The sequence below is a fragment of the Pseudaestuariivita rosea genome, from assembly GCF_017592335.1.
Taxonomy (GTDB): Bacteria; Pseudomonadota; Alphaproteobacteria; order Rhodobacterales; family Rhodobacteraceae; genus Parasulfitobacter; species Parasulfitobacter rosea.
Window position 1 is genome coordinate 41520 of record NZ_JACNMP010000002.1, and the last position, 22223, is coordinate 63742.

Genomic DNA, 22223 nt, shown 5'->3' on the forward strand with positions numbered 1-22223 from the left:
TTAGAACATATAAAAATCCACGTGCAAATCTTTTTGGATAAGATGCGGGATAAATCGGTGCAAAACCGGTGGGGTATTTTCGGACGGCTATATCTTGGTTGCCTGCGTCGGGTCTTCTCTAAATCTTGTCGCCCAAAGCGATTCTGTGGACAGTTCTGTCCACATGTTATCCACCGCTGCGGGCCGCTTGCCAGGCGCGGGGATCGTTCAGGAAGGCTTCGACTTCACGCAAGGTATTGGCATCAATAGCCTTTTGCGCCTTGGCCTCGGCCAGAACGTCCCACCAGGTGCAAAGGGAATGCAAAGTGATGCCGTGATCGCCAAGCGTCTTCTCGGTTTCAGGGAAAATGCCGTAATAGAAAATCACTGCCGTATGCCCGCAGGTGGCCCCGGTGTCGCGGATCGCATCGACGAAGCTTAGTTTTGATCCGCCGTCGGTCGTCAGGTCTTCGACCAGCAGCACGCGCTGGCCTTCAGACATCGCCCCCTCGATGCGGGCGTTGCGGCCATACCCCTTGGGCTTTTTGCGCACATAGGTCATGGGCAGCGCCATCCGTTCGGCCACCATCGCGGCAAAGGGGATGCCCGCCGTTTCGCCACCCGCGATGTTGTCAAAGGCCTCAAACCCTGCGTCGCGCATGACGGTCACAGTCAGAAAATCCATCAGCGTCGACCGGATGCGCGGATAGCTGATCAGCTTGCGGCAATCGATATAGGTGGGCGAGGGCAGGCCCGAGGCCAGCGTAAACGGCTCATCTGCATTGAAGTGCACCGCCTTGATTTCCAGCAGCATCCGCGCAGTCAGGCGGGCCATTTCTTTGGCATCGGGAAAACTTGTGGGGATCATGCGTCAACCTCAATACGCCAGTGCAGGGGAAAGCCGGGGTCAAAGACGGTCACGGGGCCGTCGCCGGTGTGGATTTTGTCGGGGTAAGTCACCGGATCGCCTTTGATCAGGGTGATTTGGGCGTCGTTCGGGGGCAGACGGTAGAAGGCGGGGCCGTTCAGGCTGGCAAAGCCTTCCAGCTTTTCCAGGGCGCCCGCTGCCTCAAACACCTCGGCCAGGCAAGACATCGTGTTCGTGGCCGAAAAAACACCCGCACAGCCGCAAGCGCTTTCCTTATTCGGATCCGTATGCGGCGCGCTGTCGGTGCCCAGGAAAAACCGTGCGTCGCCGCTGGTTGCGGCGGCAACCAGAGCCTGACGATGGCTTTCGCGCTTGGCCACGGGCAGGCAGTAGTAATGCGGTCTGATGCCGCCCACCAGCATGTGGTTGCGGTTGATGATCAGGTGGTGCGTCGTGATCGTGGCGCCCAGATCGGCCGGATTGCTTTGCACATAATCCACCGCGTCGCGGGTTGTCACATGCTCCATCACCACGCGCAGCCCCGGTGTGGTGCGGCGGATCGGGTCCAGCACGCGGTCGATGAACACGGCCTCGCGGTCAAAGATGTCGATGTCGGCATCCACGACCTCGCCATGAACGCAAAGGGGCATGCCGATTTCGGCCATTTTTTCCAGCACCGGGCGGACCTTGTCAAAATCCCGCACGCCTGAGGCTGAGTTCGTTGTGGCCCCCGCGGGATAAAGCTTGACCGACGTGACCAGCCCGCTGGCGTGGGCCGCGGCGACATCGTCGGGGTCGGTGTCCTCGGTCAGGTAGAGCGTCATCAGTGGGGTAAATGTGGCCCCATCCGGCATCGCGGCCATGATCCGGTCACGATAGGCGGCGGCGTCTGCCCCGGTCATAACGGGCGGCACCAGGTTCGGCATCACAATAGCGCGGGCGAAATGGCGGGTGGTTTCAGGCAGAACACCTTGCAGCATCGCCCCATCGCGCAGGTGCAAATGCCAGTCGTCGGGGCGGCGGATCGTTATTCGGTCAGTCATATCATCCGCTTACACAATCGGGGCGGTCAGCACCATGGGGTTGGTGCCTAAAATTTGCGCAAGTCAGGTTTTCCTGTGGATCATGTCTTTCAGAATTAGGCAGCCGCACTTTTCTGCATGAAAGCCCAAGAAAACAAAGATGTAAGGGCAGCGACCGGCCCGAGGGTGGGCGAGAAGCGCCCGCCGTGGGGGGCGGGTCGGGCGCTGCCCGGTGGTGCCCACCGGGCGATTTGTCCTAATGGAGTATTGCAGATTTTTCGAAGCATGCACTAACCTGAAACAGATGTTCGACACACAGACTTCCCAATCGCTTCAGCGCACACGCGGGCGCGCCCATGTGGGCGTGCAGGCCAAAGGCGGGCGCACTGTGCTGCGGGACCTGCATCAGTCAGGCTCGGCCAAGGCCTTTCTGCCCAATGTCCATGATCCAGTGCCCGAGGTCGTGTTTCTGAACACCGCGGGCGGGCTGACCGGGGGCGATCACCTGATATTCCAGATTGATGTCGCCCCAAATGCGCAGCTGGTGGCGACAACCCAAACGGCCGAGCGCGCCTATGCCAGCCCCGGCGGTGTCGCGCGGCTGGATGTTCAGATCACGGTCGGGCAGGGTGCATCGCTGGACTGGCTGCCACAGGAAACGATCCTGTTCGACGGCGCGGCCCTGGCCCGGCAAACCCGCGTTGACCTGGCCGATGACGCCCGCTTTCTGTTCGTCGAAACCATCGTTCTGGGCCGCGCCGCCATGGGCGAAACGGTCGACACCCTGCAGTTCACCGATCACCGTCAGATCACCCGCGCGGGCCGTTCTGAGATGATCGAACCCCTGCGCATCACCACCGACACCCTGACAGACCGCCAGAACCCCGCCACACTGGCGGGCCACCGCGCGTTCACCACCATTGCGTTGCTGGCCCCCGATGCCGCTGACCATCTGCCCAAAGTGCGCGCCGCATTGCCCGCGGACATCCCCGCCGCGGCCTCGGCCTGGGACGGCAAATGCGTGATCCGGATGATGGCCAGTGACGCTTTTCCCTTGCGTCAGGCGACGGCTTTGGTTCTCAATACCCTTAGAACGGCCCCCCTGCCGCGGGTCTGGCAATTGTAGGAGAGCGCATGAACCTGACCCCACGTGAAAAAGACAAACTGCTGGTCAGCCTGGCCGCCATGGTCGCCCGCGGCCGTCTGGAACGTGGTGTCAAGCTGAACCACCCCGAGGCAATCGCTCTGATCACCGATTTCGTGGTCGAAGGCGCCCGCGATGGCCGGTCCGTCGCCGATCTGATGGAGGCCGGCGCCCATGTCATCACCGCAGATCAGTGCATGCCCGGTATCCCCGAAATGATCCACGACGTGCAGGTCGAAGCCACATTCCCCGATGGCACCAAACTGGTGACCGTTCATCATCCCATTCGCTAGCAAAGGAATTCAGCCATGCTTGGAAGTCTTATTGTCGGAGTAATCGCAGGCTATCTGGTGCCCGTGATCGAACCCAAACTGAAAGCCTTCATGGAAAAGGTCGCATTGTCCGAGGTCAAGCTGGACCCCAACGAATTCGACCTGCTGACGCTGATTGTCATGCTGATCGCGGGCGCTGCGTTTTGTGGGGTGTTCGGGATTGATACCTCGGCGTTTTTGCTGGTTGTGGGCGCGGGCGTGGGTCTGTTCGGCAAGCGGATTTCAGATTTCGTGGTGCAGAAAGTCATCCGCGCCGAACGCACGCGGGAAGACGCATGATCCCCGGCCAGGTCTTCCCGGCTAAGGGCGAGATCACCCTGAACGACGGGGCCGAGGTGATCGTGCTGACGGTGTCAAACACGGGCGACCGGCCTATTCAGGTGGGCAGCCATTATCACTTTGCCGAAACCAATCCGGGACTGTCTTTTGACCGAGACGCCGCCCGCGGCCTGCGCCTGGACATCGCGGCGGGCACGGCCGTGCGGTTCGAACCCGGCCAAACCCGCGAGGTCCGCCTGGTCCCCCTACGCGGCGCCCGCCGAGTGTTCGGGTTTAATGCCAAGGTGATGGGGGCGTTGGAGTGAGTTTGGTAGTCACGACGTTTTTTCTATCGGTAACAGAACCTGCCCGGTGGGCACCACCGGGCCGCGCCGACCCGCCCCCATGGGCGGCGCGATTGCGCCACCCTCGGGCCGGCGCTGCCCTAAGTGCATAAATCAGACAGACGAGGGAGCACCAAGAAATGCCCGCAAAAATATCCCGCGCGACTTATGCTGATATGTTTGGCCCCACCACGGGCGACAAAGTCCGGCTGGCCGACACCGACCTGATCATCGAGGTCGAACGCGACCTGACCACCTACGGTGAAGAGGTCAAGTTCGGCGGCGGTAAGGTGATCCGTGACGGGATGGGGCAGTCTCAGGTCACACGGGCCGACGGGGCGGTGGACACGGTGATCACGAACGCCTTGATCGTCGACCACACGGGCATCTACAAGGCGGATGTCGGCCTGAAAGACGGGCAGATCCACAAGATCGGCAAGGCGGGCAACCCGGATACGCAACCGGGTGTCGACATCATCATCGGCCCCGGAACCGAGGCCATCGCGGGCGAGGGCAAGATCCTGACCGCGGGCGGCTTTGATGCGCATATCCACTTTATCTGCCCGCAGCAGATCGAGGATGCCTTGCATTCCGGCCTGACTACGATGCTGGGCGGCGGCACCGGGCCCGCGCACGGCACGCTGGCCACCACCTGCACGCCGGGGCCGTGGCATATCGGGCGGATGCTGCAGGCTTTGGATGCCTTTCCCATGAACGTCGGCCTGTCCAGCAAGGGCAACGCCAGCCAACCCGCGGCTTTGGTTGAGATGGTCAACGCCGGTGCCTGCGCCATGAAGCTGCACGAAGATTGGGGCACCACGCCTGCCGCCATCGATTGCTGCCTGTCTGTGGCTGATGATATGGATGTGCAGGTGATGATCCACACCGACACGCTGAACGAAAGCGGCTTTGTCGAAAACACCATCGCCGCGATGAAGGGCCGGACGATCCACGCCTTCCATACCGAGGGCGCAGGCGGCGGGCACGCGCCCGACATCATCAAGGTCTGCGGGCTGGACCATGTGATCCCAAGTTCCACCAACCCGACGCGGCCCTATACAGTGAATACTCTGGAAGAGCATCTGGATATGCTCATGGTCTGCCACCACCTGGATAAGTCCATCCCCGAAGATGTGGCCTTTGCCGAAAGCCGCATCCGCAAGGAAACCATTGCGGCCGAAGATATCCTGCACGACATGGGCGCGTTTTCGATCATCGCGTCCGATAGCCAGGCCATGGGCCGCGTGGGCGAGGTGATCATCCGCACATGGCAGACCGCCCATAAAATGAAGGTCCAGCGCGGGCGTTTGGCTGAGGAAGCGGGCGACAACGACAACCTGCGTGTCCGCCGCTATATCGCGAAATATACAATCAACCCCGCGATCGCCCATGGGATCAGCACGCATATCGGGTCGATTGAGGAAGGTAAGCGCGCCGACCTATGCCTGTGGAGCCCTGCATTTTTCGGGGTGAAGCCCGAGATGGTGCTGATCGGCGGCACCATTGCTTGTGCGCAGATGGGTGATCCGAATGCGTCGATCCCGACGCCTCAGCCCGTCTACACCCGGCCTATGTTCGGGGCTTTTGGGCGGTCGGTCGAAAACTCTGCCGTGACCTTCGTGTCAGGTGCCGCGCAGGCGGCGGATATCGGCGGGCAACTGGGGCTGGCGAAATCCACGCTTGCGGTCGAACGCACCCGCGGGATCGGTAAAAAAGACATGATCCTGAACGACGCCACACCCGAGGTTGAGGTGAACCCCGAAACCTACGAAGTGCGGGCCAATGGTCAGTTGCTGACCTGCGAGCCCGCCAAAGAACTGCCCATGGCACAGCGGTATTTCTTGTTTTGAATTGGGTTGACAATGGAAATAATTATAAAAGTCATTTTGTTTCCATTTCAGCTTCTGTCCTTGGTAATTAACCTTGTATTGAATCTGATCTTCATGCCCCTCGAATGGATTGTGCGCCGTATATTGAACCGTCCACTACCTAATGCCAGATACATGGCAGTTTTTATAGATCATTATGAGGATTTTGACTTCTACGGTACCCGCGAAGAATGGGAAAAAAGCTGCCAGGGTGTGTCGGACGAAGCTGTTGAGCTATTTGCAATGCATTGGGCGCATCTGGAAATTGCCAATGGCGGTATATGGCAATTCTTCTTCAATTCAACGGGAACAATTGCACCGGAAGCCGTTAAAGGATTTGAAAGAATAGGATTGCAGCAAGCGGCCCATCAATTGCAGCAGGCGATGGATAAATTTCCGAACGGTTATGAGCTCGACAGTGAAAAGCGTCGTGAGATTGTCGAGGAAATTGATCCCGACGGACTGCTCTTTGAAAATGAAAGCGACTATTTCTACAATCACGTTTGTAACTTGGAATGGCTTGGCCCACCACAATACTTCGAAGCGGCCAATGCATATTACGACGCGCGACAACATGCCTGACTTTCGGTTCTAAGTCGCCAAGATTTTCAGATCCAACCGCGTCTTACTTGTACTGACCGTGAGAGGAGACTGGATTTGAAACGATTTTACGCACTTGCAGCAGTGATCTTTTGTACCATGGGCATGCCCGCCTATTCCCTAAGCTGCGACACCCCGGATATTCTGTCGCTTGCCCAGGCGGCGCTGGAAGACGACCGGATCAGTATTGTGATAGGGCAGATCAGCAGTGATGACTGGGTGTTTCGTGGGGGTGTCATCGGGGCTGATGCAGATCAACCGGTGACATTTTTTATACCTGAAGATAGCCGTATCGCAGAAGAGAGTGCGATCTGGGGCACAGGTCCATTCCTGCTTACGGACCGCCGTTTGATTGGCCCGGTTTTGTTGTATCCGTCGGCGGGCTATAGATTTGATCTGGGGCTATGCGCGCCCAACATGATATATGAGCCAACCGAGCAGCTTATTGCACAAGTGCGCCTTTGCCTGTCTGGCGGGCAATGCTAGCTATGCGCGAGTTAATATTTTACAAAAATATCTATGCGTGTATTTTCAATGATTTTGCTGCATTTACAACCACATGGCTTAAAATACTTCTAGGCAAAACTGTGGCATTTCGACATAATGTTGCCACTTTATAGGGGCGTTGGCGTTGTCGATTTGACTCGGTCTTATCGAGGGTCGTTAACTGCATTTGTCTGCTGATCCTAAGATGTCACGGCAAGATGACTGTGACGGCGGATCCGCTTGGGGGACTGTTGTGCGATGAAAACCGGTCGTTTGATTTTGAATCTGATTGCGGCTCCTGTCGGGGGGCTGATGGTTCTGCTGTATGCATTACCATATATCCTGCTGCTTGTTGCAGTGTTGTATTTTGCGCCATCGCTGCAGTTGTCTGATGCCGCAACAACGGCGGTGACCGATGTAACGGGGCCGATCGCATCGGCCGTCGGAGCGCAGCCGGATGCTGTAACGGCCACGACGATCCAAATGGTTGTTGTGACTATTGCCATAGGTTTTGCGGCTTTGCTGCTGGCCTTTCAACTGCACAGGATTGCGGGTCGTGTTATCGATATCGATGGCTATGGTCGACCGTTGAATTACATCTGGCCCAATTTGCCATGGCTGCCGACGGCGGGGTTGGCCTTTGTTCTTTTGGCATCTCTGGTTGGGTATGTGCTGTCGACGAATATTACCATACTGGGTTTGGGCGAACTGAGACTTCAGGCGTTTTCAACCATCGTATCAACAGATCTGCAGGCCTATCTTATGTCTTTGCCAACACAGGCTGTGTTTGTCTGTGCGGCATTGTTTTTCGGCCTGACAGGTTTGTCCGGCATCAAGCGCGCGGGCTATTTGCAAGGTGTACGCACCTTTGCGCGCGGGTTTTCGGCTATTCTGATCCTTGCCTTCATCTATACCGCGCTGGTCGCGTCTGCGTCTTACTTTGTCCAGACCACGATGCTGCCGGCCTTTAATGTCGGAGCCTATCCGCGGCTGTGGGCTGCTGGTGTTGAACTGCTGCTGGTGTCGGGCATGTTGTCGTTTGCCTGCGCTGCCTGGTTCAAGCGCATGACGACAATCGCTTATGCCGGAACCAACAGCGATATGGAACGGCGCCTGTTTCAGGGCTATGTTGGCTGATCAAACGCCCTTGGCCCCGCGTGGCCGGTCCGGCTGCAGGGGGTTGGGGCTGATGATTATAAGAAAGGTGGCGCCACCGTCTTTGGGTTGGTTTTGCCAGAAAGGGGCGCTACTCCCCCGCTTTCAAGTCTCATGCATGATCTTTCAGGCGGCTTGCACTGTGGGTCGTAAATCCGCAGCGCAAGTTCTGGAAAAACCATTTCCTTGGTTCGACGTCGTGGGATCGGGTTTTAGACGAGAAATGCTAACGCCTGCTTAGGGCGGCGTACGGTGGGATTATGAGTATTTTTGCCAAGAAGAAGTGAAGTGCATTACTGGGCTCCGCCTGTTCGGGCTTGAAACGCTACCCCAAAGCGTTTCCGAGACGGCACTTATCCTTCTTCTTGGTCCAAATACTCAACGATACAGGTTTTTCAACCTTTGAATTTTCAGGGCGAATTGAGTCAGGAGGCCATCAGGTGCCGAGGCCATTTGACGGTCAGGGCGTGCAGGATCAGCATCATGACAAGCCATGGCACAACGGTTATCGGATAGCTGATCATAGCGTCAGCCACCGCCATGATGCCGACCAGCGCGCCAAAGGTGATGCTGAAGGCCGCACCTCCGACTGCAGCGCCGATGGTTGTGGCCAGAATGCCGCCCCCAAGCGCCCACAGCAAGCCCGACCCACCGGACCGGCCAAAAGTCCAGGCAGAACTCAGGCCGCCCGCAAAACCGCCCGCAAAAGCAGCCATCAGAAACAGCGGTGGGTCAGGCAGATAGAATGCATCCCATTTAACGTGCAGGATTTGCATGATGACCCCAAAGCCCAGGCCAATCAATCCCATGCCAAGACTGATGTTCAATGTACGCCGTGTCGTGAAATAGCCGGTCATATCTGTCCCCTTTTTTGACAGATATGACGCCGCGGCCTGCAGACCCCGTATGTGGTTTGTGCAGGGCTTGTGCAGATCAACTTGAGTAAGTTCAAAATGAACTGCTTAATCACCAGATTTATTGCAAGATTTTTCTGAAAGAGTTTTGATGTTACGGGTCGCCCTTTCGATCAGAATAGGGTCCTCTGTTTGTTTGGCGTGCTGTAAAGCGCGTTCGAGGTATTCGTTTGCTTCGTCGTACCGGCCCGCCTCAAAGGCAACGACACCCAATTGGAAAAGAAACTCGTTTATACCATCCTTGTCTTCATGTATTTCACTAAGTTTCAAAGCCCTTCGCAAGACATTCGGAGCCTCATCGTAGCGGTGAAGTTCGTAATAATTCTGTGCGATATTTGTAAGAACTTTCTTAAGTTCATAACCTTTTGAACCGAAAAGGCGCTCCTCAACGGCAAGAACACTTTTGTTGACTTGCAAAGCGTCTGTGAACCGGCCAACTTCGTGTAGGCAAAATGCCAGTGTTCCATTAATGATAGCTATTGTATCTTCAGATATGGATGATGATGGTTCCGAATTTGCTAAAATAGTTTCAATGAGATCAATGGCTTCGGCGTATTGGCCCAACTCTGTATAATTCGTAACAAGTGCGTAGCGTGTGTTCAGTACGACATCTGCGGCCAAGAATGGTTCTTTATCATTATATTTCAGAGCTTTGAAATACCCGTCGTTTGATAATGCATATTTGTGCTGACGCTTGTAGATATAGCCGCGTAGATAGGCGATTTCAGCGCCCTCACGGTGATCAAGGGCTTTAGCATCACAATTGTTTTCAAGTTCACTGATCTCGGCCAGACATTCCGATGGAGAAAAGAAACCGGAAGTATTCCAAAGACGTTCCCGTATACTGATAAGCTTGTCCAAGTTGCTCATTTTTTTTGCCGCTTTTTAGAAAATATTATCCAGTAAGCTCGATATGTTCGCGCAGCACCGATTTCAGGTCAAAGGCCGCGCGCATCAGGTGGCGGGTGTAGTCGCTGCGGGGGTTGTCAAAGATCGTCTGCGTGGGCCCCTGTTCAACGACGTCGCCGTCTTTCATCACCATCACCGTGTCCGACATCGCACGCACGACGGACAGGTCATGGCTGATGAATATGTAGGACAGGTCAAGCTCTTGCTGGATATCCCGCAGCAGTGCGATGATCTGCTTTTGCACAGACCGGTCCAGCGCCGAGGTCGGTTCATCCAGCACCATCACCGTCGGGCGTAGGATCACCGCGCGCGCGATGGCGATGCGCTGGCGCTGGCCGCCGGAAAATTCATGCGGGAAGCGGCGGCGCACATTGGGGTCCAGATCAACGGCGCGCAGGGCGTCCATCGCGCGCTGGTCGCGTTCCTTGCCGCTGATACCCGGTTCATGGACCAGCAGCCCTTCGGTGATGATCTCACCCACCGTCATGCGCGGGCTGAGCGACCCATAGGGGTCCTGAAACACCATCTGCAGATCACGCCTGTAGGCGCGCATCTGATGTGGCGTCAGGCCACTGATGTCGTGACCGCTAAAGACCACGCGGCCGGTTGCGGGCAACAGCTGCAAGATCGCGCGGCCCAGGGTCGATTTGCCGGACCCGCTTTCGCCCACGATGCCAAGCGTCTGGCCTTTGTGCAGCGACAGGCTGACGTGTTTCACGGCCTTGACTTCGCGTCGTTTGCCACCCAGAAAACCGCCGCCGCTGCCAAAGGTCACGACCACATCATCGGCGGTCAACACTTCGGGCGCAGTGTCTGGGACGGGGGCTTTTTCGCCCTCGGGCTCGGCCGCCAGCAGCAGTTTTGTGTAGTCCTCGCTCGGGGCGTTGAAAATCTGATCGGTCGGGCCTTCCTCGACCACTTGCCCGTGGCGCATAACGTAGACGCGGTCGGCGAAAGCATCGACGATGCCCAGATCATGCGTGATGAAAAGGATCGACATGCCCAAACGCTTTTGCAGATCGGCCAGCAGCCCCAGGATATCGGCCTGAATGGTCACATCCAGCGCCGTTGTCGGCTCATCGGCGATCAGCAGGTCGGGGTCATTGGCCAGCGCCATGGCGATCATCACGCGTTGACGCTGACCGCCCGACAGTTCATGCGGATAGGCCTTCACCCGTTCGGCCGCATTGGGGATTTGCACCAGTTCCAGCAGTTCCAGCGCGCGGGCTTTGGCGCGGGCACGTGACAGCTTGCCATGCACCTGCAGCGGTTCGCAGATTTGTTGCCCAATGGTGTAAAGCGGATCGAGCGATGTCATGGGTTCCTGAAAGATCATCGTGATCTTGGCGCCGCGGATCTTGTTTATTCTAGCCAGAGGCAGCCCGATCAACTCGGTCCCGCGGTACATCGCCGACCCGGTGGCGGTGCCATTGTCGGCCAAAAGACCCATCGCGGCCATCATCGCCTGGCTTTTGCCGGACCCGCTTTCGCCCACGATTGCAACGGTTTCGCCCTGATGGACCTGCATGTTGACGCCGCGCACGGCCTCGACCGTGCCATCGGGGGTGTCGAAGCTGACGGTGATGTCTTTCAGATCAAGGATGGTTTCGGTCACGTCAGCGGTCCTTTGGGTCAAGTGCGTCGCGCAGGCCATCGCCCAGGAAGTTCAGCGCGAACAGTAGAATGGTCAGCGCCAGCGCGGGATAGATCAGCAGATAGGGCGTGCCCTGAATGTCGCGCGATCCTTCGGAAATCATCAGCCCTAGTGAGGTCAGCGGGTTCTGCACGCCCAGCCCCAGGAACGACAGAAAGGATTCCAGCAAGATCACCTTGGGCACCATCAGCGTGGTGTAGACGATCACCGGGCCAAGGGTGTTGGGGATGATGTGGCGTTTCACGATCGAGATCGGCCTGACGCCCATTGCCTCGGCTGCGCTGACGAATTCTCGCCTGCGCAATGACAGGGTCTGACCGCGCACAATCCTGGCCATATCTAGCCATTCAATCGCGCCGATGGCGATGAACATCAGAAAGACATTATTGCCGAAAAACACCACCAGCAGGATGACGAAAAAGATGAAGGGCAGCGAATAGAGGATATCGACAATGCGCATCATGATGTTGTCGGTCATGCCGCCTATAAAGCCCGCAATCGCGCCGTAAAGCACGCCGATGGCCAGCGCCACAACTGTTGCCGCCGCACCGACAAGCAAGGATATGCGGATCGCAATCGCCAGACGGGCCAATTGGTCACGTCCGTTGGTGTCTGTGCCGAATATGAACAGATAACGGTTTACATCGGCCTGCATGGTCACGCGCAGATTGTCGTCTGACATTTCCAGAATGCGGGTGTTCGAAAAGATATCGGACCGGTCGATGTACCGCGTCACGCGTTCGTCCATTTCACGCCGGGATGTGGCGGTGATGGTGATCGTGTCGCCGTCCAGCACGATCTCTTCGGCTTGCAGGCGCGATCTGGTCACAACCCTTTCTGCAGCGGGCACAATTTCGTCCACGCGGGGGTAGCGTTCCAGACTGGCGGGTTCACGGGTGAAATCGCGGAAGGTCTGGTCATGGCCATAGGGCGTCATCATCGGCCCGAAGATGCCGATCAGCACATAGATGATTAGCACACCCAACGACACCATCGCCGCTTTGTTCTTGCGCAGGCGCAGCCAGGCCGTTGCCCAAAGCGAACGGCTGGTGCCAAGGTCAAGTTCGTCGATTTGTATATCAGCCATGGGTCACTCGTAGCGGACGCGCGGATCAAGCGCGGCATAAAGGATGTCAACGATCAGGTTGAAGATCAGCACAAAGACCGCGATCACGATCACCGTGCCCATCACCAGCGTATAGTCACGGCTGAGCGCTGCGTTGACGAATTCACGTCCGATGCCGGGCAGGCCAAAGATCTGTTCGATCACGATGGACCCGGTCAGCAGGCCCGCGGCGGCGGGACCCAGGTAGGATACGGCGGGCAGGGCGGCGGCGCGCAGCGAGTGCGTCACAACGATCATCCGCGTGGGCAGGCCATAGGCGCGGGCCGTGCGCACGTGGTCCGAGCGCAGCGCCTCGATCATGGCGCCGCGGATCATTCGGGCGATGACGGCGACTTGCGGCAGGGCCAGCGCGATGACGGGCATCACCAGATTGGCGGGCGCACCGCCGTTCCAGCCCCCCGCGGGCAGCAGGTTCAGCCAGACGCCAAAGACCAGCGCCAGAAGGGGGGCGACAACGAAATTCGGCACTGTGATCCCAAAGGTGGCGGTGGCGACGACGGTATAATCGATCCAGCTGTTCTGACGCAGGGCGGCGATGCAGCCCAGGATGCTGCCGAAAACAATCGCGGTCAGCAGCGCTAATGTGCCCAGAGTGATTGACGCAGGCAGACCAGCGGCCAGCAGTTCCTGCACGGAAAAGTCACGGCGGAAAAAGCTGGGGCCCATATCGCCCTGCAACAGGTTCCACAGATACAGGAAGTATTGCTGATAGAGCGGTTTATCCAGGTGGAAGTAAGCGTTCAGGTTGGCCAAAACCGAAGGTTCCAGCGCGCGTTCGGCGTCAAAGGGGCCACCCGGCGCGATGCGGATCAGAAAGAACGCTGTGGTGACGATCAGAAATAACGTCGGTATGGCGCCGAGCAGACGGCGAAAGATATAGCGCAGCATGTGGGATGTCCGAGCAATGCTGCGGGCGATTGAGAGGGTAGGAATGGAACGCTGAAGTTCGTTTTTAAGATCAGAGGGCAGCGACCGTCCCGAGGGTGGGTGCTGAAAGCGCCCGCCCGTCGTGCTGTAAGCACGCCTTTGGCGTGACGTGGGCGGGTCGGGCGCTGCCCGGTGGTGCCCACCGGGCGGGTTCTTTGATCAACTTCCTTCAGAATTCCTGTTCCATTCCTTTTCGTAACGCCCGCGGCGGGTTTTATCAGTTCGACAGGCTTAGGAAGCGTGTCGGGTGCACATTCTGGATATTGTCGTCCCACCCGCTTAGCTGGTCGGACACCAGCGACTTCGAGGAGTAGAACAGGATCGGAATTTGCGGCACATCGCGCAGGAACATCGCCTCGGCCTCGGCCAGGATTTGCGCGCGCTCTTCCAGATCAACCGTGGCAGCCGCCTGATCCAGCAACCCGTCATATTCGGGGTTGTCATAGGCGCCATAGTTGAAGCCAGGGTTATCGGCCCGGTTCAGGAACAGGAAGTTCTGCGGGTCAGAGTAATCGCCGATCCAGCCGGCACGCGCCACATCGTGAATCTTGTCATCACGCAACATGGCGTAGTGGGCCGAAGCATCGCGGACCTGATAGGTCACATTCACACCAAGCGGTGCCCACATATCAGCAATCGCATTCGCTGTGCGTTCGTGGTTTTCTGACGTATTGTAGGAAATTTCGACGTCCAGAGGATTATCGGGGCCATAGCCTGCCTCGATCATCAGCTCGATCGCGCGGTCTTCACGGTCCAGCATTGGCAGATCGGCATAGTCCAGCGTTGGCTGTTCATCGACATAGTTACCGATGCCGGGCGGAACCCAGCTATAGGCAGGCAGCATTGCACCAGACCAGATTTCTTCGGCCAAGAATTCACGATCCATGGTCATGCTCAGCGCTTGACGGATGCGCACATCGTCGAAAGGCTCACGGGCCGAGTTCACGCCATAGTAGTAAACGCCCAAGTAGGGTGCAACACGCACACGGTCGCCAAGACGGTCCCTTAGATCGCCGATCTGCTCGGCCGCGATGTCGGAACAGCTGTGCACCTCGCCTGCTTCAAACCGACGGGCGCAGTTGGCGCGGTCTTCGAAGGGGATGAAATGCACCTCTTCAATTGCCACGTTTTCAGCGTCGTGGAACATCTCGTTCTTCTGCATGACGATTTTGTCGTTGGGGGTGAAAGACACCAGCGTATAGGCCCCGTTCGACACCATGTTGCCGGGGCGGACAAAGGCATCGCCGTGTTCCTCAACACTGGCCGGATGCAGGGGCAGGGCGGTCTGGTGGGTCAGAAGTTCGATGAAAAACGGCGTGGGCTGTTCCAGCGTGATTTCCAGCGTTGTGTCATCGACGGCGCGCACGCCCATCTCGATGCCTTCGCCCTCACCCTTGTTGATCGCCTCGGCGCCCTTGATCGGATACAGGATGTTCGCATACTTCGCGGCTGTCGCAGGTTCCATGATACGGTTCAGCGAAAAGACGAAATCGCCCGCGGTGACCGGATCACCGTTCGACCAACGCGCATCTTCACGCAGGTTAAAAGTGTAGACCAGACCGTCATCCGAAATCGTCCAGTCGGTGGCCACGCCGGGAATGACCTCGGCGCGGGTGTTATAGATCACAAGCCCTTCGTAAAGGTCACGCAGCAGGTTGGCTTCGACCACGGTCGATGTCTTGTGCTGGTCCAGCGTTTCGGGGTCGCTGTCATTGCCGCGCATGTAAACCTCGGCCGACACGGCGCCGGCGCAGGCGACTGCGATGGTCGCGGCCTGCAAGGTTTTCTTAAGGGGTTGGAAAAGCATACAAGACATCTCCTCTGTCGGTGTTCTTTTTGCTTGATTGCGTAAGTGCAATGCGAAAGGCCGCCATCGTCAAGGGACCGGACAGCTTAACGCAGGGGAAACCAGGATACTCTGCACTATTATTAGGCGAACTATACTGAATCGTCTGCCAGATACGCAACTTGGAAATTCAGGGCTAATCTGTTGAAAATAATATGAGTTTTTAACGGGCTTTTCCGCAATATATAACAAGGTGATCAAGCATTAGGCAGCATAATCGCAAGCGGATGTGCCGTATTGATCGGCAAAACTTTGCCATTTTTCCGCACTGGACCGCGCTGTCACAAAGGGGCATCAAACGGATATGGTTGCTGATCTTTCAAAACAGCGCGCGGTGGCGCGTGGGGTGTTCGACGCAGGCGTGGCTTGTGCCGATCCTTACAAGGCGGTTCAGTCCGCACTGCAGGCCAGGCCTTTGGCAGGCCCCGCGCCCCTGGTTATCGCGGTGGGCAAGGCCGCGGTGCGTATGGCGCGCGCGGCGCAGGCGGTTTTGCCTGCGGTCGGCGATGTGCTGATCGTGACCAATTATGAAAATGCGACCGAAGTCCCCGGCGCCACGGTTTTCGCCGCAGGCCACCCTGTACCCGATGAAAATGGCGCGGCGGCGGCCGATGCGGTGTGCACTGCCTTGTCGCAAGCCCAAGGTCAGGTGCTGGCGCTGATCAGCGGGGGGGGCTCTGCCCTGCTGCCCGCGCCGGTGGACGGCATTGCTTTGGCCGAGAAAGCCGCGGTCAACGCAGCGCTTTTGGCCAGCGGGGCGGATATCGTGACGATGAACCTGATCCGGCAGCAGTTGTCGCGGTTGAAAGGCGGCGGAATGTTGCGGCTGGCGGCCCCGGCCCAGGTGCGTGCGCTGATCCTGTCGGATGTGGTGGGCGACGACCTGCGCGCGATTGCCAGTGGTCCGACAGTGGCGCCGCTGGGTACAGCTGAGATGGCGCGTGCGACTTTGCAGGACCTGGGGCTGTGGGATCAAATGCCCGCTTCGGTTCAGGCGCATCTGGGGCGTTCTGTTGAACCGCAACCCTTGCCCGAGGCTGAAAACGAACTGATCGGGTCGAATGCCCTGAGTTTGAACGCCATGGCCCAGGCCGCGCCCGAGGCGGTGGTTTTCCCCGACCCGCTTGAGGGCGACGTGTCAGACGCCGCCGAAAAGGTCATCAGCTTCGCCCAGGGTCCGGGCATCTATCTGTTTGGTGGCGAAACCACGGTGCATCTGGCGGGCGACGGGCGGGGCGGTCGCAATCAGGAACTGGCGTTGCGGGTGGCCCTGCTGGCCGAACAGCACGGCTGGACGGATTGGGTGTATCTGCAGGGCGGCACGGACGGTCGTGACGGCCCCACCGACGCCGCAGGGGGATTGGTCGACGCAGGCACCCTGACGCACGCCCGCGCTGCCGGTTGCGACGTGCAGGCGATGCTGGCGAATAACGATAGCTACGCCGTTCTGCAGGCCGCGGATGATCTGCTGATCACAGGCGCGACGGGCACGAACGTCGCTGATCTTGGGGTGCTGATCCGGTGGTCGGGCGGGAAATAAGATTTCAGACACCGCCACAAAGGCGGGAATAGAGGGAGTGATTGATATGGCATGGGGCATGCACGAGCCGAGCAGCTTTGGAGCGTTCTTTCCGGAGGTGAGCTATGTTGGTTGGTACGAGGAATTGAGACGCCAATACTTTGAGGAGTTAACCGATGCTGAAAAAGCAAAGCTAGGAATGACACGAAGTTTCGACCTTACCAATTTCACAAACCGGTTTCGAAATGAGCATGGCGAAGTGAGGCAAGAATGGTGTCCGAAAGAGTTTAGAACAGCAAAGGGATACAAAACATTAGGTTCGCTGATAATGTTGAACGGCGGGCTTCTGGCGGTTGATGAAGGACTGAAATTGCTCATTGAAGAGCTTGAGCCCGGCGTGCACCAGTTCTGGCCTATCAAAATCTCAATGCCGCGAAATAAGGTCTATCCGGGTAACTACTATGGCCTGCGAATTGGGCAGTTTCTGGACACCTTCAACCCGGATCACAGCAAGGATGGGTGCTATAGGATTGAAGGATACGAGAACTATCGCGGCATCGCCCCCATCAAAAAGGCCATCACCGGCCTGGCAGTATCGCATGACGCCATCGGCGGCGCCCATCTTTGGAGGGAACAGAAGCTGTCGCAGCCCGATATCTTTCTGTCCGACACACTAGAGGCCAGCGCTGCGAAACAAGGGCTGCGGCTGCCAAAGCATTATCAAATGAAGGAAGTATAGTATGGCGTGGGCGATAAAAGGCGCTGGATTGAAGGGTTAGAGCATCGTCCTAAAAATCTGAAATGTGTTTGATGAGAGCTGAGGGCAGCGACCGGCTCGAGGGTGGGTGCTGAAAGCGCCCGCCCTGGGGGGCGGGTCGGGCGCTGCCCGGTGGCGCCCACCGGGCGAGATGGGCGGATAAAGCATTGCAGGTTTTTAGGATGATGCTCTAGATTACCTTTTTGAGTTCTGCAGAACTGCACCATATATAACCACACCAACGCGGGCGGGGATGGTCAGATGGATTGGACGCAGCAGTTTGATGCCTATTGCGAACGGACGGATCTGACCTATTGGTCCGAGCCGATCAATGCCGTGACCAACGCGGCCTTTCTGATTGCGGCTTTGGTGATGCTTTGGCGGTTGCGGGGCACCAGGTTGCCGCTGGCCTATCTGCTGGTCGGGATACTGGCGGCGATTGGGGTGGGGTCCTATCTGTTTCACACCCACGCTACGGTCTGGGCGGTGACGGCGGATGTGGTGCCGATTGCGCTGTTTATTCTGGTCTATGTCTTTGTGGCGAATTATCATTACCTGAATTTCGGCTTGTGGGCGGCACTGGGCGCGACGCTGCTGTTCATCCCTTACGCCGGTATGATGATCCCGATTTTCAACCTGATCCCGATCACGGAACCCTCGGCCGCCTATTGGCCCGTGCCGCTGCTGATCCTGCTTTATGCGGCGTTTCTGGGCCAGCGGTTGCCGCAGGTGTCGCGGGGTCTGCTGATCGGGGCGCTGATCCTGATTGCGTCGTTGACGTTCCGCACGCTGGACGAACCCCTGTGCGCGGCATTGCCATTGGGCACGCATTTCATGTGGCATATTCTGAACGGCATCATGCTGGGCTGGATGATCGAGGTTTACAGAAAACACATGATTGCGACCGGACGGGCCTGACATCCGCTTGGCATTGCCGCGATGTGGCGCTAAACGAAACCCGACGCAGAACGGAGAGTACCCCCCATGTCAATCGACACGGAAACCGCCCGCCGCGTGGCCAAACTGGCCCGCATTCAGGTCGAAGATGATGCGCTGCCCGCGCTGGCGCAGGAATTCAACACGATCCTTGGGTTTATCGAACAACTCAATGAGGTTGATGTTGAGGGGGTTGAGCCGATGACCTCGGTCACGCCCATGCGGCTGAAACGGCGCGAAGACGTGGTGACCGATGGTGATCAGCCGGACAAGGTTCTGGCCAACGCCCCCGACGCGCGTGAGGGGTTCTTTGCCGTGCCGAAGGTGGTGGAATAATGAGCGAACTGTCAAAACTGACGATTGCCGAGGCCCGCGATAAACTGCGCACCGGTGATGTGACCGCGGTTGAACTGACCGAGGCCTGCCTGAGTGAGATTGAGGGCGCCAAGGCCCTGAACGCCTTTGTCCACAACACGCCCGAGATTGCGCTGGATCAGGCCAAGGCGGCGGATGAGCGTATCAAGGGCGGCGATGCGCCCGATATGTGCGGCATTCCCCTGGGCATCAAGGACCTGTTTTGCACCAAGGGCGTGCCGTCGCAGGCGGCCTCGGCCATTTTGGGCGGGTTCAAGCCGGAGTATGAATCCACCGTCACGCAGAACCTGTTCGATGCGGGCGCGGTGATGCTGGGCAAGCTGAACATGGATGAATTTGCCATGGGGTCGTCGAACGAAACCTCAACCTATGGCGATGTGGTCAACCCCTGGCGGCGCGGGAACGAAGACACGGCCCTGACCCCCGGCGGGTCGTCGGGCGGGTCGGCGGCGGCGGTTGCGGCAGATCTGTGTCTGGCGGCGACGGGCACCGATACCGGTGGGTCGATCCGGCAACCGGCGGCTTTTGTCGGGATTACGGGTGTCAAACCCACCTATGGTCGCTGTTCGCGCTGGGGGATTGTCGCCTTTGCCAGCTCGCTGGATCAGGCGGGGCCCATGACCAAAACCGTGCGCGATGCGGCGATCATGCTGCAGACGATGTGCGGCCATGATCCCAAGGATTCGACCAGCGCAGATCTGGCTGTGCCGGATTTTGAGGCCGCGCTGACGGGCGATATCCGTGGCAAGAAAATCGGCATCCCCAAGGAATATCGTATGGACGGGATGCCGGATGAGATTGAAAAGCTATGGGAACAGGGCCGCGAGATGATGCGCGACGCAGGGGCCGAGATTGTCGATATCTCACTTCCGCACACCAAATACGCGCTGCCGGCTTACTATGTGATTGCCCCGGCTGAGGCATCGTCGAACCTGGCGCGTTATGACGGTGTCCGCTTTGGGCACCGGGCCAAGCTGGCGCAGGGCGATGGCATCACCGAGATGTACGAAAAAACCCGCGCCGAAGGCTTCGGGGACGAGGTCAAGCGCCGTGTCATGGTGGGCACCTATGTCCTTAGTGCGGGCTTCTATGACGCCTATTACAATCGCGCGCGCAAAGTGCGGGCACTGATCAAGCGCGATTTCGAACAGGTGTTCGATCAGGGCATCGATGCAATCCTGACGCCCGCCACGCCCTCGGCCGCTTTTGGCCTGGGCGAGATGAGCGATGCGGACCCTGTGCAAATGTACCTTAATGACGTCTTTACGGTGACCGTGAACCTGGCCGGATTGCCCGGTGTTGCCGTGCCTGCGGGCCTGGACAAGCAGGGTCTGCCGTTAGGTCTGCAGTTGATCGGTAAACCCTGGGCCGAAGATGAAATGCTGAATTTTGCATATTGTTTGGAACAATCGACAGGATTTGTGGAAAAACCGTCGAAATGGTGGTAAAGCACTAAAAAACAAAAATGGAAATGCAGGCATGAGAGCATTGATTTTGGGCACCGCAGCGCTTTTGGGTGTTGCGGCCTGTGAACCCACAACCCAACAAAGTGGCGTCGGATTCAGCGATTATGACAACTATCGCGAACAGCAGCGCGTGCGGGATGCAGCGCTGAGCAGCAGCGTCAGGGCGTCTTTGCCACCAGCCGCCATTTCCAACGAACGGCCACAGTCCGAGGCAGAACAGATCGCCGCCGCCACGACGGCAGCTTTGGGGCAAGGCACCGCCCAGTCTGAACCGCTGCGCAACAGTGATGGATCGATATCGCAGGAAAACGATTTCGAGGTCGTGTCAGAACGTGAAACGATCGAAAGCGACGCAGAACGCCTGGAACGCCAGCGTCAGCAATACCAGGTGGTTCAGCCCACGGAATTGCCGGACCGGTCCCAGGCCGGAGATCGCCCGAATATCGTGCAATATGCGCTAAGCACGACGCATAATGTGGGTGACAGCTTATATAGGCGGCGCGGGATCAACCTGGAAAACCGGTCTATTCGCGCCTGTGCGCAATATCCGTCGTCCGACGTCGCGCAAGAGGATTTTCTGGCCAGCGGTGGCCCGGAACGGGATCGCAAGGCGCTTGATCCGGATGGCGACGGCTTTGCCTGTGCCTGGGATCCGTCGCCTTTCCGTCAGGTGCGCTACTGAACATCATAAAGCGATCGTCGCCCAACTTCGGCCCGCGCAAAGCCGGGGCCGGGGTTCAGTTTGTGGTGTTGCACTATACCGCGATGGATAGTGCGCAGGCAGCGATGGACCGCTTGTGCGATCCGCAGTACGAAGTTTCAGCCCATTATCTGATTGCCGAAGATGGTGCGTGCTATGAAATGGTCGATCCAAAGATGCGTGCCTGGCACGCGGGCGTCGGGTCGTGGCGCGGCTTGGATGACATCAATTCCCGGTCGATCGGGATTGAGTTGGCCAATGACGGATCATCGCCTTTCGCCGCACTACTGATGACCGCGCTTGAGGGCCTGCTGCGGCAGATCCTGGAACAGTTCGATCTGCCGCCAAAGGCTGTCATCGGTCATTCCGACATGGCGCCGGGGCGCAAATGTGATCCGGGGCGGCGCTTTGACTGGCGGCGTCTGGCGCTGCAGGGGCTTGCGGTCTGGCCAAATGTCACGGCGACGACACCGACGGATGCTGACCGCTTCTGTGAAAGTCTCGTGAATTTTGGATACCCTGATCTGGGGGCAGATGTCCTGCTGGATGCCTTTCGCCAGCGGTTCCGGCCCCATGAAACCGGCCCCTTGGACGATTGGGATATGGCGGCCGCGGCTGATCTGTCGGCACGCTTCGGCGTTGACCGCGACCCAAACACCGCTTAACTGCACCCTTGCACGGTGGGCTGGATGGCCGCGGGTCGCATGGCCCGAGGAAAGTCCGGACTCCATGAAGCGACGGTGCCGGGTAACGCCCGGCGGGGGCAACCCCAGGGAAAGCGCCACAGAAAACAAACCGCCCCGCGCCTTGCGGGGTAAGGGTGAAACGGTGGGGTAAGAGCCCACCGCGGGACGGGCAACCGGACCGGCACGGCAAGCCCCACCGGGAGCAATGCCAAATAGGAACCCCATCTGGGCCGCTTCAGCCCCGGGGTTCGGGTTGGCAGCCAGAGGTTCATCGGTAACGGTGAATTAAGATGAATGGCCATCCCAAGGTCACACCTTGGACAGAATCCGGCTTACACGCCCGCCGTGCGCT

At 58.3% G+C, this 22223-nt stretch carries 23 protein-coding genes and 1 other RNA gene; 16 read left to right on the forward strand and 8 right to left on the reverse strand.

The genetic code is table 11. The annotated features are described in order from the left end of the window. Nucleotides 1-166 precede the first annotated feature (166 nt). A complete protein-coding gene (locus H7848_RS01750) occupies nt 167-847 on the reverse strand; it encodes an orotate phosphoribosyltransferase (RefSeq protein ID WP_208347506.1) in 681 nt (226 codons plus the stop codon). Further along, a complete protein-coding gene (gene pyrC / locus H7848_RS01755) occupies nt 844-1890 on the reverse strand; it encodes a dihydroorotase (RefSeq protein ID WP_208347508.1) in 1047 nt (348 codons plus the stop codon). Before pyrC ends, H7848_RS01750 begins: the two co-directional genes overlap by 4 nt. A 283-nt stretch (nt 1891-2173) precedes the next feature. On the opposite strand from pyrC, the gene H7848_RS01760 reads away from it, so the two are divergent. The 8 genes from H7848_RS01760 to H7848_RS01795 all read left to right on the forward strand — a co-directional run bounded on the left by H7848_RS01760 (nt 2174) and on the right by H7848_RS01795 (nt 8038). Continuing rightward, complete coding sequence (locus tag H7848_RS01760; RefSeq protein WP_208347510.1) at nt 2174-2995, forward strand: urease accessory protein UreD; 822 nt, start codon at nt 2174-2176, stop codon at nt 2993-2995. A gap of 8 nt (nt 2996-3003) precedes the next feature. Further along, nucleotides 3004-3306, forward strand: a complete 303-nt coding sequence (locus H7848_RS01765; RefSeq protein WP_208347511.1) for an urease subunit gamma — start codon at nt 3004-3006, stop codon at nt 3304-3306. A gap of 15 nt (nt 3307-3321) precedes the next feature. Further along, nucleotides 3322-3624, forward strand: coding sequence for a hypothetical protein (locus H7848_RS01770; RefSeq protein WP_208347512.1), 303 nt, complete (start codon nt 3322-3324; stop codon nt 3622-3624). Beyond that, nucleotides 3621-3929, forward strand: a complete 309-nt coding sequence (locus tag H7848_RS01775) for an urease subunit beta (protein WP_208347513.1) — start codon at nt 3621-3623, stop codon at nt 3927-3929. The genes H7848_RS01770 and H7848_RS01775 overlap by 4 nt, the downstream gene beginning before the upstream one ends. A gap of 158 nt (nt 3930-4087) precedes the next feature. Further along, nucleotides 4088-5797 carry an urease subunit alpha gene (gene ureC, locus H7848_RS01780; protein WP_208347514.1) on the forward strand — a complete coding sequence of 570 codons (1710 nt, stop codon included), beginning with the start codon at nt 4088-4090 and terminating at the stop codon, nt 5795-5797. A gap of 12 nt (nt 5798-5809) precedes the next feature. After that, nucleotides 5810-6397: a DMP19 family protein gene (locus tag H7848_RS01785; protein WP_208347515.1), complete on the forward strand. Its 588-nt coding sequence runs from the start codon at nt 5810-5812 to the stop codon at nt 6395-6397. 75 nt (nt 6398-6472) lie between these two features. Continuing rightward, nucleotides 6473-6901 carry a hypothetical protein gene (locus tag H7848_RS01790; protein WP_208347516.1) on the forward strand — a complete coding sequence of 143 codons (429 nt, stop codon included), beginning with the start codon at nt 6473-6475 and terminating at the stop codon, nt 6899-6901. Between the two features lie 312 nt (nt 6902-7213). Further along, nucleotides 7214-8038 (forward strand): hypothetical protein, encoded by an 825-nt coding sequence (locus H7848_RS01795; RefSeq protein ID WP_208347517.1) that lies wholly within the window; start codon nt 7214-7216, stop codon nt 8036-8038. A gap of 443 nt (nt 8039-8481) precedes the next feature. Here the strand turns inward: H7848_RS01795 and H7848_RS01800 are convergent, their stop codons facing one another. From H7848_RS01800 to H7848_RS01825, 6 genes are all read right to left on the reverse strand, one after another. Further along, nucleotides 8482-8913 carry a hypothetical protein gene (locus tag H7848_RS01800; RefSeq protein ID WP_208347519.1) on the reverse strand — a complete coding sequence of 144 codons (432 nt, stop codon included), beginning with the start codon at nt 8911-8913 and terminating at the stop codon, nt 8482-8484. 105 nt (nt 8914-9018) lie between these two features. Further along, nucleotides 9019-9840 (reverse strand): tetratricopeptide repeat protein, encoded by an 822-nt coding sequence (locus H7848_RS01805; RefSeq protein WP_208347521.1) that lies wholly within the window; start codon nt 9838-9840, stop codon nt 9019-9021. A gap of 25 nt (nt 9841-9865) precedes the next feature. Next, complete coding sequence (locus H7848_RS01810) at nt 9866-11494, reverse strand: ABC transporter ATP-binding protein (protein ID WP_336512050.1); 1629 nt, start codon at nt 11492-11494, stop codon at nt 9866-9868. Between the two features lies 1 nt (nt 11495). Next, the gene (locus H7848_RS01815) at nt 11496-12620 is read right to left on the reverse strand and encodes an ABC transporter permease (protein ID WP_208347525.1); all 1125 of its coding nucleotides are present in this window, start codon (nt 12618-12620) and stop codon (nt 11496-11498) included. Nucleotides 12621-12623: 3 nt separating this feature from the next. Then, complete coding sequence (oppB, locus tag H7848_RS01820) at nt 12624-13547, reverse strand: oligopeptide ABC transporter permease OppB (RefSeq protein WP_208347527.1); 924 nt, start codon at nt 13545-13547, stop codon at nt 12624-12626. 256 nt (nt 13548-13803) lie between these two features. Continuing rightward, complete coding sequence (locus H7848_RS01825; RefSeq protein WP_208347529.1) at nt 13804-15393, reverse strand: peptide ABC transporter substrate-binding protein; 1590 nt, start codon at nt 15391-15393, stop codon at nt 13804-13806. Nucleotides 15394-15736: 343 nt separating this feature from the next. Between H7848_RS01825 and H7848_RS01830 the strand changes: the two genes are divergently transcribed. From H7848_RS01830 to rnpB, 8 genes are all read left to right on the forward strand, one after another. After that, nucleotides 15737-16972, forward strand: a complete 1236-nt coding sequence (locus tag H7848_RS01830; protein WP_208347531.1) for a glycerate kinase type-2 family protein — start codon at nt 15737-15739, stop codon at nt 16970-16972. Between the two features lie 46 nt (nt 16973-17018). Further along, nucleotides 17019-17690 carry an imm11 family protein gene (locus H7848_RS01835; protein ID WP_336512053.1) on the forward strand — a complete coding sequence of 224 codons (672 nt, stop codon included), beginning with the start codon at nt 17019-17021 and terminating at the stop codon, nt 17688-17690. 279 nt (nt 17691-17969) lie between these two features. After that, complete coding sequence (locus H7848_RS01840) at nt 17970-18626, forward strand: ceramidase domain-containing protein (protein WP_208347535.1); 657 nt, start codon at nt 17970-17972, stop codon at nt 18624-18626. 66 nt (nt 18627-18692) lie between these two features. Beyond that, a complete protein-coding gene (gene gatC / locus H7848_RS01845) occupies nt 18693-18980 on the forward strand; it encodes an Asp-tRNA(Asn)/Glu-tRNA(Gln) amidotransferase subunit GatC (protein WP_208347536.1) in 288 nt (95 codons plus the stop codon). Continuing rightward, nucleotides 18980-20467: an Asp-tRNA(Asn)/Glu-tRNA(Gln) amidotransferase subunit GatA gene (gene gatA, locus H7848_RS01850; RefSeq protein ID WP_208347537.1), complete on the forward strand. Its 1488-nt coding sequence runs from the start codon at nt 18980-18982 to the stop codon at nt 20465-20467. The genes gatC and gatA overlap by 1 nt, the downstream gene beginning before the upstream one ends. 31 nt (nt 20468-20498) lie before the next feature. After that, a complete protein-coding gene (locus H7848_RS01855) occupies nt 20499-21167 on the forward strand; it encodes a hypothetical protein (protein ID WP_208347538.1) in 669 nt (222 codons plus the stop codon). Between the two features lie 65 nt (nt 21168-21232). Beyond that, complete coding sequence (locus H7848_RS01860) at nt 21233-21850, forward strand: N-acetylmuramoyl-L-alanine amidase (RefSeq protein ID WP_336512051.1); 618 nt, start codon at nt 21233-21235, stop codon at nt 21848-21850. A 12-nt stretch (nt 21851-21862) separates the two neighbouring features. After that, nucleotides 21863-22222, forward strand: an RNA gene (gene rnpB, locus H7848_RS01865) — RNase P RNA component class A. The last annotated feature ends 1 nt before the right edge of the window (nt 22223 follow it).